Annotated in this window: 11 protein-coding genes; 2 read left to right on the top strand and 9 right to left on the bottom strand. The window is 68.7% G+C overall.

Translation table 11 applies throughout. From position 1 onward, the window contains the following. Positions 1 to 124: 124 nt before the first annotated feature. Positions 125 to 490, bottom strand: a complete 366-nt coding sequence (locus tag AB0M63_RS35700; protein WP_355924557.1) for a hypothetical protein — start codon at positions 488 to 490, stop codon at positions 125 to 127. A 140-nt stretch (positions 491 to 630) separates the two neighbouring features. Then, the gene (locus tag AB0M63_RS35695) at positions 631 to 1620 is read right to left on the bottom strand and encodes a YafY family protein (RefSeq protein ID WP_366022267.1); all 990 of its coding nucleotides are present in this window, start codon (positions 1618 to 1620) and stop codon (positions 631 to 633) included. Between the two features lie 49 nt (positions 1621 to 1669). Between AB0M63_RS35695 and AB0M63_RS35690 the strand changes: the two genes are divergently transcribed. Then, positions 1670 to 2257 carry a TIGR03086 family metal-binding protein gene (locus AB0M63_RS35690; RefSeq protein WP_366022266.1) on the top strand — a complete coding sequence of 196 codons (588 nt, stop codon included), beginning with the start codon at positions 1670 to 1672 and terminating at the stop codon, positions 2255 to 2257. 24 nt (positions 2258 to 2281) lie between these two features. Here the strand turns inward: AB0M63_RS35690 and AB0M63_RS35685 are convergent, their stop codons facing one another. Next, positions 2282 to 3145 carry a thioesterase family protein gene (locus AB0M63_RS35685; protein WP_366022264.1) on the bottom strand — a complete coding sequence of 288 codons (864 nt, stop codon included), beginning with the start codon at positions 3143 to 3145 and terminating at the stop codon, positions 2282 to 2284. A gap of 152 nt (positions 3146 to 3297) precedes the next feature. On the opposite strand from AB0M63_RS35685, the gene AB0M63_RS35680 reads away from it, so the two are divergent. Further along, complete coding sequence (locus AB0M63_RS35680; protein ID WP_366022263.1) at positions 3298 to 4536, top strand: alpha/beta hydrolase-fold protein; 1239 nt, start codon at positions 3298 to 3300, stop codon at positions 4534 to 4536. On the opposite strand, the gene AB0M63_RS35675 is transcribed toward AB0M63_RS35680, so the two are convergent. The 6 genes from AB0M63_RS35675 to AB0M63_RS35650 form a co-directional block, all read right to left on the bottom strand. After that, positions 4445 to 5101 carry a trimeric intracellular cation channel family protein gene (locus tag AB0M63_RS35675; protein ID WP_355924547.1) on the bottom strand — a complete coding sequence of 219 codons (657 nt, stop codon included), beginning with the start codon at positions 5099 to 5101 and terminating at the stop codon, positions 4445 to 4447. The two genes, AB0M63_RS35680 and AB0M63_RS35675, sit on opposite strands and share 92 nt — an antisense overlap. Before the next feature lie 34 nt (positions 5102 to 5135). Further along, positions 5136 to 6527 carry a M1 family metallopeptidase gene (locus AB0M63_RS35670; RefSeq protein ID WP_355924545.1) on the bottom strand — a complete coding sequence of 464 codons (1392 nt, stop codon included), beginning with the start codon at positions 6525 to 6527 and terminating at the stop codon, positions 5136 to 5138. Between the two features lie 97 nt (positions 6528 to 6624). Beyond that, the gene (locus AB0M63_RS35665; RefSeq protein ID WP_355924543.1) at positions 6625 to 7827 is read right to left on the bottom strand and encodes a dipeptide ABC transporter ATP-binding protein; all 1203 of its coding nucleotides are present in this window, start codon (positions 7825 to 7827) and stop codon (positions 6625 to 6627) included. After that, the gene (locus AB0M63_RS35660; RefSeq protein ID WP_355924541.1) at positions 7824 to 8930 is read right to left on the bottom strand and encodes an ABC transporter ATP-binding protein; all 1107 of its coding nucleotides are present in this window, start codon (positions 8928 to 8930) and stop codon (positions 7824 to 7826) included. Before AB0M63_RS35660 ends, AB0M63_RS35665 begins: the two co-directional genes overlap by 4 nt. After that, the gene (locus tag AB0M63_RS35655) at positions 8927 to 9934 is read right to left on the bottom strand and encodes an ABC transporter permease (protein WP_355924539.1); all 1008 of its coding nucleotides are present in this window, start codon (positions 9932 to 9934) and stop codon (positions 8927 to 8929) included. Before AB0M63_RS35655 ends, AB0M63_RS35660 begins: the two co-directional genes overlap by 4 nt. Positions 9935 to 10009: 75 nt before the next feature. Next, entirely contained in the window at positions 10010 to 11758 is a 1749-nt protein-coding gene (locus tag AB0M63_RS35650; protein WP_355924537.1) for an ABC transporter substrate-binding protein, read from the bottom strand. Between the last annotated feature and the right edge of the window lie 15 nt (positions 11759 to 11773).

The following is an 11773-nucleotide window of genomic DNA, read 5'->3' as shown; positions in this document are numbered from 1 at the left end:
CCGTTTGTGTTGTTTCGGGGGGGGCGGGGCGCCCGGCGGGGGGGGGGGGGGGGGGCTACCCGCCCGGCGGGCCCCCGCCGGGGCGGGGCCCGCCCCCCCCGCCCCTGTCGCGCGGGAACGATGGTCAGCCCTGCTGCGGGGCCCCGCTCATCTGGCCACCGCCGGGACCGCCGCCGCAGCCGCCACCGGGGCCGCCGCCCTGACCGCCGCCTCCGCCGGGGCCGCCGGTCGGCATGCCGGAGGCGTTGCCGGTGGGCATGCCCGTCGGCTTGCCCGAGGCCGCGGCACCCGTGGGCGCGCCGGACGGGGCGCCGGTGGGCCGGGTCGTGGAGTTGCCGGTCGGCATGCCGGCGCCGGCCGAACAGGACTGGGTGGAACCGGAGTTGCCGGTGCCGGTCGACGAGGTCGAGTCGCCCGAGCCGCAGGCCGCAAGGGCCAGGGGCGAGAGCGCCAGCAGGGCCACCGCGGGGATGAGACGCACACGCTTCATGAGAAACGACTCCAAAAACGATGAGGGTGTCTTGAGGCGGGAACTCAATCAACGCCGCTTAGGGCTTCGTTGTCGGCGCCCTGTCCCCACCCTGTGCGCAAGGTAAAGGACAGCCCAAGGGGCCGCCCTGGCCTGGGACTTCACGATTCGGCCCCGCCTACTCCCTGGTACAACTCCGTGACAGAAGCGGCCGCCGCGGCCAGCTCCGCGCGTGCCTCGGGCGGCGATACGACCTCCACCGTGTCGGCGAACTGGAGGAGTTGACGGGCCTCACGGACGAAGCCGTACGACAGCCGGACGGTCACCCAGTCGCTCTCACCGCCGTTCTCGCCGTCGAGTGTCGGGAGTTCGGTCAGCGAGGAGGCATTGAGACGTACGAACATGTCGAGGCGGGAGCGGCGGACGCGGACGGTGACGTCGAGTCCGGCGGGGCGCTCCTCGACCTGGCGGCGCAACACCGCCCAGGCGTCAACGAGTTCGACGCCCGGGCGGCGCTTCACCGGGTCGGGGAGGAGGGTGGCCGAGTGCACGCGGTCGGCGCGGAAGAGGCGGGGTTCGGCTCTGCGGTCGGCGACCAGGTACCAGACGCCCGCCTTGGAGACGAGGCCGTAGGGGTCGACGGTGTAGGTGCTGGGCTCCTTGGCGCCGCTGTGCCGGTAGCGCAGGCGCAGCCTGCGGTCGGCGAAGACCGCGTCCTGCAACACGCCCAGGTCCACTGCGGGTTGGGGTCCGCCCTTCCAGCGGGTGGCGTCGACGAGGATGCGGCGGGAGGTCACCTCGGCGGCCGGCCGGTACGGGGCCGGCAGCGCGGCCATCACCTTGCGCAGCGCCGAGCCGAGTGCCGCGTCGAGGCCCAGCGCTGCGTGGGCGCCCTGCGCGGCCAGGATGAAGAGGGCGCGGGACTCGTCGGCGGTCAGTCCCGTGACGTCCGTACGGAATCCGGCGAGCAGCTCGATCCCGCCGTGCCGCCCGCGCTCGGCGTACACCGGCACCCCGGAGGCGGACAGTGCCTCGACGTCCCGGTAGATGGTCCGCACCGACACCTCCAGCCGGTCGGCGAGTTCATGCGCGGGGACCCGGCCCCTGGTCTGAAGCAGCAACAGGATCGAGAGCAGTCGGTCGGCCTTCATACGCAAATGTTGCCGGAAACTGTCAGGTTATGGGCCCACCATCGGGTCCATGAACACCAACGCGATCGACCCCCGTCCCCTGTACTCCCGTGCCACCGCGCAGGCCGCCGCACTGATCAGGACGGTACGACTGGAGCAGCTCGACGGCCCCACCCCGTGCGCGGAGTTCGACGTCCGGACCCTGCTGAGCCATCTGGTCGGCGGCACCCACCGCATCGCGACGATCGGCGAGGGCGGCGACGGCCTCGCCGTCCACCCCTTCGTCGACGGCGTCCCCGACGAGGGCTGGCCGACCGCCTACGACGAGGCCCGCACCCGGGCCGACAACGCCTGGACGGACGCCACCCGCCTGGACGCCCTGGTCCAGGTGCCCTGGGGCGAGGCACCGGGCCGCATCGCCCTGGCCGGCTACGTCATGGAGGGCGTCACCCACACCTGGGACCTCTCCGAGTCCCTGGGCCACCCCCTCGAACTCGACCCGGAACTGGCCGAGTTCGCCCTCACCATCGCCCACCGGGTCCTGCCGGACGAGCAGCGGGACACGGACACCCCGTTCGGCTCAGCCCTCCCCGCACCTGAACAGGCCGACGCCTACGGCCGGTTGGCGGCGTGGCTCGGCCGGAAGCCCATCAGCTGAACCCACCCCAGCAGCGGAAAACCCTCAGACCAGCCTCGCCCGAGCCAATTGCCGCGACTGGGCCACCAGTCGGTCCGCGCTGTCCCAGACCTCCGCGTCCTCCTCCAGGAAGCCGCCGGCCAGGTTGCGGGTGGTGATGGAGACGCGGAGGGGGCCCGGGGCGGGGCGGGCGCGGACGTGGACCGTGAGTTCGACCGTGGGGACCCAGCCCTTGAGGCCGATCTCGAAGGCCGTGGGAGGCAGCGCGTCCACCGTGAGGAGGAGGGAGAGGGGGTCGGCGTCGCGGCCGTCCGCGAGGCCGAACCAGGAGCGCATCTCACCCTTGCCGGAGGGTGCGCCCAGGGCCCAGCCGAGGGTGGACGGGTCCAGCTTGAGCATCAGGCGGTCGGCGATGGCCGAGCTGCCGTCGACCGGGGCCGGGCCGTCTTCCGGGCCGAAGCACTGGTCCAGGGGCGGGAAGACAGGCGGCTTGGCGGACGTGCGGACGTCGTCCGGGAGTGCGTCCAGGTCGCCGTAGGAGGCCAGGACTCGGATGCGTTCCACCTCGCGGCCCTCGTCGTCGTACTGGAAGAGGGAGGCCTGGCCGGTGGAGAGGGTGCGGCCGGTGCGGACCGTCTCCGTGCGGACGACCGCCGGGCCCGGCTGCGACGCCGTCAGATAGTGCGCGGAGATCGTGAACGGGTCGCTGTGCGGCAGGGCGTCCGCGAGGGCGCGGCCGAGGACGGCGAGGAGGTAGCCGCCGTTGACGGCGCTGATGATCGTCCAGCCGGCCGAGAGGTCGAGGTCGTAGACGCCCGGGGCGCGGCGGGTGACGGCCGTGTCGCGGTCGAACTCGCTGTCGCCGATCGTGGCCCGCACGGCCGTCGACGCGGAAGCTGCTTCTGGCATAGGTGAACCGTACAATAGGAAATTACTAAGCGGTAGCTTTGGTGTTGCGGGCATATGAAAACACCGACCGGCCGGGTGAGGAAGCGGCAATTTCTTGGTAAGTGTCCGTACTCGTCCGTGACGCCCGGCCCGTGTTCCCCCTCTTTGGGGACATGAGCCTCACCGGGACTCCGTTCCTCTACACCGCCGTCGTGCTGACGGTCGTCGCCCTCATACTGCCGCTCGTGCTGTGGTCACGGCTGCGCGGCCCCAAGGCCGTGCGCGTGGCGGCACGGGCACTGATGCTGCTGTTCGCCCAGGGCACGGCCGTCACGCTGGTCTTCGTGATGGTCAACAACCAGAACAACCTGTACGACAACTGGGCCGACCTCCTCGGCACCGGCAACCACGTCCAGCAGGCCGCCGACCTCGGCAAGAACGGCACCGGCGACATCTCGCTGAAACGGTTGCCCAAGGTCAGGCAGCACTTCTCCCCCGCCGAGGGCCCCGGTATGCGCGCGGCCGGCGGGGTGGAGGTCACCCAGCTCAAGGGCCAGGTGTCCGGCGTCAACGCCGAGGTCTATGTCTGGCTGCCGCCGCAGTACAAGGAGCCCGCCTACCGCCACCACAAGTTCCCGGTCGTGGAGGTGCTGCCCGGCTATCCCGGCTCGGCGAAGGCCTGGTTCGGGTCGCTGCACGCGAACGCGCAGTTGCTGCCGCTGATGAAGAGCGGCCGGGTCGCCCCGTTCATCCTGGTCGCGCCGCGCACCAACCTGCTGGCCGGCGTCGACACCGGCTGCGCCAACATCACCGGCACCGTCAACGCCGACACCTGGCTGAGCGTCGATGTGCCGAGGATGGTCATGAACAACTTCCGTGCCGAGCCCGCCCCTTCCGGCTGGGCGGTGGCCGGCTACTCGGCCGGGGCGCAGTGCGCGGTCAAGCTCGCGGTGGCCCACCCGGACCGCTACCGCGCGGCCGTGGGAATGTCCGGCTACAACGACCCGATCGGCGAACGCAATTCACTCGCCGCCGCCAGCCCGGCCCTGCGCGCCGCGAACAACCCGTACCTGCTGCTCAAGGAGAAGAAGACCCCGCCGCCGATCGCGCTCTACATCTCCGGCGAGTCCGGTGACGGCTACGAGGCGGGCACCGCCCTGGAATCGGTCGCGAAGGCGCCGACGACCGTGCACGTGGTGTTCCTGCCGCGCAGCGACGGCGGTCACACGATGGCGCTGTGGCGGCCGCAGGTGACGACGGTGTTCCGCTGGCTGACCTTGGAGATGGGTAAGAACCGCCCGCACGCCAAGGCCGGGAGCACTACTCCTCACGGACGGTCGAGCGACGGTTCCACGCGCGCGGAGCTCGCCAGTGGAACCTCATCGCGAGCAGGCGCAGCAGGAAAGCGGTGACGATCGCGAGCCCGCTGGTGAACGGGGTCAGCGCGCCGTAGCGGATGCACAGGACGGAGATGGTGGCGCCGACGATCGCCGGGACCGCGTACAGGTCGCGGTCCCAGCGCAGCAGTGAGGGCACCTCGTTGGCCAGCACGTCGCGCAGCACACCGCCACCGACGGCGGTGGCGAGGCCGAGGGCGGCGGAGGAGGTGAGGTTGAGCCCGTAGTCGTACGCCTTCACCGTGCCGGAGACGCAGAACAGGCCGAGGCCGGCGGCGTCGAAGACGTTGACGCCGAGCTGGATGCGCTCCACGTGGGGGTGGAGGAAGAAGACGAGGAGCGCGGCGAAGAGCGGGGTGATGAAATAGCCCAGGTCCGTGAAGGCGGCCGGGGGCACCGCTCCGATGATCACGTCCCGGAAGATCCCTCCGCCCAGCGCGGTGACCTCGGCGAGCACGGCGATGCCGAACACGTCGAAGTTCTTGCGGACCGCCAGCAGCGCGCCGGAGATGGCGAACACGAAGATGCCGACGAGGTCGAGCGTGTGCTGGACGGAGGGGCTGAACAGTTGCTGAAGCACCCCACATTGTTACTCGTGGGGCTTCCCGGTGGATCTACAGCGTGGGCTTGCCCGTGGTGAAGAGCCAGGTCTGGAACAGGTCGTCGAGCTGTTGTCCGCTGATCTTCTCGGCGAGCTTGATGAACCCGGCCGTGTCGCCGTTGCCGTAGCGGTGGAGTTTCGTCCAGGCGGGCAGCAGCTTGAAGAACGCGGTGTCGCCGATGCGTTCGCGCAGCATCTGGAGGGTCATCGCGCCGCGCGTGTAGACGGCCGAGGCGAACATGGTGTCGCGCTGCGGGTCGCCGACCACGGTCTGCCAGAACGCGGAGGTGTCCGGGCGGGAGTTGTAGGCGGCCAGGAACGAGGCATGCGCCGTCTGGGTGCCCTGGTGTTCGGCCCACAGCCACTGGGCGTAGCTGGCGAAGCCCTCGTTGAGCCAGATGTCCTTCCAGTGCGCGACCGACACGGAGTCGCCGAACCACTGGTGTGCCAGCTCGTGCACGATCGTCGTCTCGCTGCGCACGGCCGAGTAGGCGGGCTTGCTCTGCACCTCCAGCGAGAACCCGGCCTCCGGCATGTCGTCGACGATCGCGCCGGTCTCCTCGAAGGGGTACGGGCCGAAGACCTGCGACCAGTAGTCGGTGGCGGCGGCCGTCACGGCGTACACGTCGACGCTGTTGCTGTTGGCGAGGACCGGGTCGATGGCGACGTAGATCGGGATGCCACCGGGTGTCTTCCCCGTCTTGACGTCGAACTTCCCGATGGTGGCGGTGGCGAGGTAGGTCGCCATCGGCTTGCTCTCCCGCCAGTGGGTGTACGTCGAGTCGCCCTTGTCGTACGTCGAGACGAGGCGGCCGTTGGAGACGCCGGTGAGGCCCTTGGGGGCCTTGATGCGGATGTCGTAGGTGGCCTTGTCGGAGGGGTGGTCGCTGGACGGGAACCAGGTGGAGGCGGCGTTGGGTTCGCAGGCGACGAAGACTCCGTCGGTGGTCTTCATCCAGCCGTAGTCGGAGCCGAACACTATGGGGCCGTTGAGGGGTTCGGGCACCCCGCCGTAGGTCACGGAGACCGTGAAGTCCCTGCCCTTGCGGAGCGAGTCCCTCGGGGTGATGCGCAGTTCGTCGCCGGTGCGGGTGAACTGGGCCCGTCTTCCGTTCACTTCGACCTTGGTGACCTCCAGCTTCTGCAGGTCCAGGTCGAAGGAGGAGAGGTTCTGGGTGGCGCGGGCGGTGAGGGTCGTACGGCCGTCGAGGCGGTCGGTGTCGGGGTTGTACGCGACGTCGAGGGCGTAGTGCCGGGCGTCGAAGCCGCCGTTGCCGAGTTGCGGGAAGTAGCTGTCGCCGATGCCGTCCGCGCCGGGGGTGGGGGCGGAGGAGGCGGCTATGACAAGAAAAGAGGCCGCCGCGGTCGCGAGGGCCCCTAAACGTGCCGAACGGGAGAGTGCCATGAGTCGTCCCTTCGGGTGCGTTTCCGATCAGTCGGACACGCTCGACTCTGCGCTCTCCCGTTTCGACATGGACATGACTTTACCAACTTGTCATGTGCTACTTGGGAGTTGACTCCTGATCGCCGGATTCCGCTTCGGGGGCGTCAGGGGCGGTCCCGGTCTCCGTCGGCGCCTTCTCCAGCACCGACTCCCCCACCAGCGCCACCGCTTCCTTCGCGGCGGTCAGCAGGACCGTGTCCTGTGGAGCCTGGTCCGCGAAGTTCTCCGGGTGGTGGCAGGCGACCCGCTGGCCCGGGCGGAGTTCCACGAGCTGGGGCTCCGTCGTCCGGCAGATCTCCGTCGCCTTCCAGCAGCGCGTGTGGAAACGGCAGCCGCTGGGCGGGGAGATCGGGGAGGGGACGTCGCCCTTGAGGAGGATGCGCTCGCTCTTGGCGCCCCGGCGCTTGGGGTCCGGGACCGGCACGGCCGACATCAGGGCCTTGGTGTACGGGTGCATCGGCGACTCGTACAGCTTGGTGCTGTCGGCGAGTTCGACGATCTTGCCCAGGTACATCACCGCGACCCGGTCCGAGACATGGCGGACCACGGAGAGGTCGTGCGCGATGATCACGTACGTCAGGCCGAGTTCCGTCTGGAGATCGTCCATCAGGTTCACGACCTGCGCCTGGATCGAGACGTCCAGGGCGGAGACCGGCTCGTCCGCGACGACCAGCTTCGGCTTCAGGGCGAGCGCGCGGGCGATACCGATGCGCTGGCGCTGACCGCCGGAGAACTCGTGCGGGTAGCGGTTGAAGTGCTCGGGGCTCAGGCCCACCAGCTCCAGCAGCCGCTGGACCTCACGCTTCACGCCGCCCTCGGGCTCCACACCCTGGAGCCGGAACGGCGCCGAGACGATCGAGCCGATGGTGTGCCGCGGGTTCAGGGAGCCGTACGGGTCCTGGAAGATCATCTGGATGTCGCGGCGCAGCGGGCGCATCCCGGCCGAGTTCAGGCTGGTGATGTCCTGGCCCTCGAAGTGGATCGAGCCGCCCGTCGGTTCCTGGAGCCGGGTGATGACCCGGCCCATGGTCGACTTGCCGCAGCCCGACTCCCCGACCACGCCCAGGGTCTCGCCCTTGCGCACCTCGAAGTCGATGCCGTCGACGGCCTTCACCGCGGCGACCTGACGCTGCAGGATCCCCTTCTTGATGGGGAAGTGCTTCTTCAGGCCCTCGACCTTGAGCAGTACCTCGCGCTCCCCGGTCGACGACGTCTGCTCCGGGACGACCGCGGTGGCGGCCTGTTTGTTCGTTTCGCTCACAGCTTCGGCGCAATCTCTTCGGTCCAGATCCGCGTACGGTCCGCGGCCGGGAGGTGGCAGGCGGACCAGTGCCCGCCGTCGACCAGCGCCAGCTCGGGCCGCACGGTTCGCGTGACGTCGCCCTTGGGGATGTCCGCGTACGGGCAGCGCGGGTGGAAGGCGCAGCCCGAGGGGACGTTGATGAGGCTCGGCGGCTGGCCCTTGACCGGCACGAGCCGGTCCGAGGTCTCCCGGTCGATCCGCGGCATCGATCCCAACAGGCCCCAGGTGTAGGGGTGTTGGGGCTTCTCGAAGATCTCGTCGACCGGGCCGCGCTCCACGCACCGGCCGCCGTACATCACCAGCACGTCGTCGGCGATCTCGGCGACCACACCGAGGTCGTGCGTGATCAGCACGACCGCGGAGCCGAACTCCTTCTGCAGATCCCGGATCAGGTCGAGGATCTGCGCCTGGACGGTCACGTCGAGGGCGGTCGTCGGCTCGTCCGCGATGAGCAGTTCGGGGTTGTTGACCAGGGCCATCGCGATCATGGCGCGCTGGCGCATACCGCCGGAGAACTCGTGCGGATAGCCGTCGACGCGCTTGGCCGGCTCGGGGATGCCGACCCGGTCGAGCATCTCGATGGCCCGGGTGCGGGCGACCTTCTTGCTGACGTTGTGGTGCACCCGGTACGCCTCGACGATCTGGTCGCCGATCTTGTAGTACGGGTGCATCGCGGACAGCGGGTCCTGGAAGATCATGGACATCTGCTGGCCGCGGAGCTTGCGCACCTCGTCCGGCTGCGCACTGACCAGTTCCTGGCCGTCGAGCCAGATCTCACCGGACATCTGGACGTTCTTGCCGCGCGCGCCGAGCCGGTGCAGGCCCATGATCGCCAGCGAGGTGACGGACTTGCCGGAGCCGGACTCGCCCACGATGGAGAGGGTCTTGCCCTTCTCCAGCGAGAAGCTGAGCCCGTCGACGGACTTGACCAGGCCGTCGTCGGTCGGGAAGTGCACCTTGAGGTCGCGGACCTCAAGGAACGCGTTCGGGGCGCTCTTGGCCGAGTCGACAGGTTCGCCCACTGCGGCGCCGTTCGCAGACAAAGGATCAAGGTCGGTCACGAGAGCCTCACCCGCGGGTCGGCGGCGGCGTAGAGAAGGTCCACCAGGAGATTTGCGATGACTACGAAGAACGCGGCGAGCAGGGTGACGCCGAGGATCGGGGGCAGGTCGTTGCTCTCGATCGACTGCACCGCGTACTGCCCGATGCCGTGCAGGGAGAACACCGTCTCGGTGATCAGCGCGCCGCCGAGCAACAGGCCGAGGTCCATGCCGAAGACGGTGATGATCGGCGTCAGGGCGGCCCGCAGACCGTGCTTGACGACGACGTTGCGCTCCCGCAGGCCCTTGGCGCGGGCCGTGCGGATGAAGTCCTCGTTCATCGTCTCCAGCATGCCCGAGCGGGTGAGCCGCGCGTAGATGGCGGAGTAGAGGAGCGCGAGCGAACACCACGCCGGGAACAGCGTGTTGGCCCACTGCGCGGGGTTCTCGGTGAACGGGACATAGGTGCGGCCGAAGATCGGCCACTGGTACGTGAAGAGCAGGATCGCCAGGTTGCCCGTGAAGAACATGGGCAGCGAGACACCCGCGAGTGCGACGCCCATGAAGGCGCGGTCGAAGAACGACCGCGGCTTGAGCGCGGAGATCACACCGACCGTGACACCGGACAGCAGCCACAGCACGGCGGCTCCGGCGGCCAGCGAGATGGTGACCGGAAGGCGGGAGGTGAGCTGCGGCCAGACCTCGACGTGGTCCTTGAAGGAGTAGCCGAAGCAGGGCGCGTCGCAGTGCACGGTGGTGGGGCCGAGGTTGTAGGTCGCCCCCGTCACGATCCCCTTGATGAAGTGCCAGTACTGCTGGTACAGGGGCTGGTCCAGACCCAGGTTGTGCTTGACCGCGGCGATGTCCGCCGCCGACGGGCTCTTCCCGATGTACTGCTGGGCCAGTTGGTCCGCGGTCTGGCCGGCGAGCCGTGGCAGCAGGAAGAAGATGCCGAAGGTGACCGCGGAGACGACCAGCAGCAGGATCACCGCTGCGAACGTCCGACGGAGAATGTACGAGATCACGGGGATCGGCGCTGGTGCCCGCGGGCCGCAAAGCCCGCGGGCACCAATGCCTTCACCTGCCTTCCGGGGCTGCTACTACTTCGTGGTGCCGATGTTGAGGTAGTCGTACTGGCCGCTGAAGGCCGCCGTCGACACCAGGTTGCTGTAGTTCGCCGGACGGGCGAGCAGGACCTTGAAGTAGGTCAGCGGGACGAGGGCCGCGTCGCTCATGGTCTGCTTGTCGATCTGGGCGTACATGCTGTTGCGGGTGGCGACGTCCTCGGTGCCGATGGCCTTGGAGAGGAGGTCGTTGACCGTCTTGTTGTCGTACTGCGACAGGTTGGTGTTGCCCGAGGCGCCGATCGCCGCACCGTTCAGGATCTGCTGCTCGAAGCCGTAGCCGGAGGGCCAGTCGGCACCCCACTGCATCATGATCAGGCCGATGTTCTGCTTCTCGGTGAACTTCGGGACACCCGCGTAGTCGGTGAAGTACTTGCCCGACGGGTACTGCTTCAGGCTGGCGTTGATGCCGACGGCCTTGAGCGAGTTGATGATCGCGGTGGCCGCGGAGATCTCCTGCGGGCGGTCGCTGCGGGCCGACAGGTTCGTCGAGATCGACGTCTTGCCGCAGGCCTGAAGCGCTGCCTTGGCCTTGGTGACGTCACCCTTGTTGCCCGTGGTGGCGTACTGGTCGTCCTTCTGGTAGCCGGTGATGTCCGGCGGCAGGACGGTGGAGGCGATGTCACCGCGGACCGGGCCGCCCTCGGCGGTCTGCACCGAGACCTTGTCGATGGCGTACTCGACGGCCTTGCGGCACTGCACGTTGTTGAACGGCGCGACCTTGGTGTTGATCGCCATGTAGACGAGACGGCCACCGTAGGTGTTGTCCGTGCCCGCCTTCTTGTCGGCGGAGGTCAGCAACTGCGCCTGGGTCGCGGCCTGGACACCCGTACCGCCCATGTCGATCGCGTCGCCCGCGAGGACGTCCTTGTCGATCGTGTCGGCGTTGACCTTCAGGTTCACGACGATCTTGTCCGGGTACTGCTTGCGCAGCGGGTCCGTCGCCGCGTTCCAGTTCTTGTTGCGCACGAGGACGGCCTGCTTGCCGTCCTGGTAGCTCTGGAACTGGTACGAGCCGGAGGACACGATGTTCTTGACGTAGTCGACGCCGGTGTCCTTCGCCTGCGGCACCGGAGCCGTCTGGGGCGCCGCGACCAGGTAGTCGAACTCCTGGAAGGCCGTGTTCAGGTGGAAGACGATGGTGGTGTCGTCCGGGGTCGCGATGGACTTGAGGCCCTCGGCGCTCTTGTCCTTGTACGGGCCCTTGTAGTCCTTGCCGCCGACCAGGAACTGCTGGAAGTAGTTCGGGCCGAGGGAGAGCACGTCACGCGCGAAGTTGGAGCGCTCCACGGCGTACTTGACGTCCTTGGACGTGATCGCCGAGCCGTCCTGGTACTTCAGGCCCGAACGCAGCTTGTACGTCCAGGTCTTGCCGCCGTCGCTGGAGACACCCTTGCTCGCGGCGAGGTCCGGGACCAGGGTGTTGCCCTTGGAACCGGCGCCGGGCTCGAACGTCATCAGCGGACGGGCGTACAGCCGGCTGAAGTTGTACATGTACGCGTAGTACGTGTTGCCCGGGTCGAACGAGTCCGGAACGTCGGACAGTTCGTAGGTGACCGTGCCGCCCTTGTGGGTGGAGACGTTGACGACGTCCTTGGTCGCTGCGTTGGCCCCAGCCGCCTTCGTACCGTTGTCACTCTTACTGTCATCGGCCTTGCTGCAACCTGCCATGAGCAGTGTCGCGGAGCCGATGGCCGCAACTGCGGCCAGCGCTGACCTTCGCATGATGGTCTGCTTCCT

Origin of the sequence: Streptomyces sp. NPDC051576, assembly GCF_040681835.1 — a bacterium.
Lineage (GTDB): Bacteria > Actinomycetota > Actinomycetes > Streptomycetales > Streptomycetaceae > Streptomyces.
Note: the sequence above shows the minus strand (reverse complement) of the source record. Positions and strands in the feature narration are given on the sequence as shown.

Excerpts from the sequence above, each read along its gene's own strand:
- AB0M63_RS35670 (WP_355924545.1), bottom strand. The coding sequence starts at position 6,527 with ATGGCACTCTCCCGTTCGGCACGTTTAGGGGCCCTCGCGACCGCGGCG.
- AB0M63_RS35680 (WP_366022263.1), top strand. The coding sequence starts at position 3,298 with ATGAGCCTCACCGGGACTCCGTTCCTCTACACCGCCGTCGTGCTGACG.
- AB0M63_RS35690 (WP_366022266.1), top strand. The coding sequence starts at position 1,670 with ATGAACACCAACGCGATCGACCCCCGTCCCCTGTACTCCCGTGCCACC.
- AB0M63_RS35685 (WP_366022264.1), bottom strand. The coding sequence starts at position 3,145 with ATGCCAGAAGCAGCTTCCGCGTCGACGGCCGTGCGGGCCACGATCGGC.
- AB0M63_RS35700 (WP_355924557.1), bottom strand. The coding sequence starts at position 490 with ATGAAGCGTGTGCGTCTCATCCCCGCGGTGGCCCTGCTGGCGCTCTCG.
- AB0M63_RS35695 (WP_366022267.1), bottom strand. The coding sequence starts at position 1,620 with ATGAAGGCCGACCGACTGCTCTCGATCCTGTTGCTGCTTCAGACCAGG.
- AB0M63_RS35650 (WP_355924537.1), bottom strand. The coding sequence starts at position 11,758 with ATGCGAAGGTCAGCGCTGGCCGCAGTTGCGGCCATCGGCTCCGCGACA.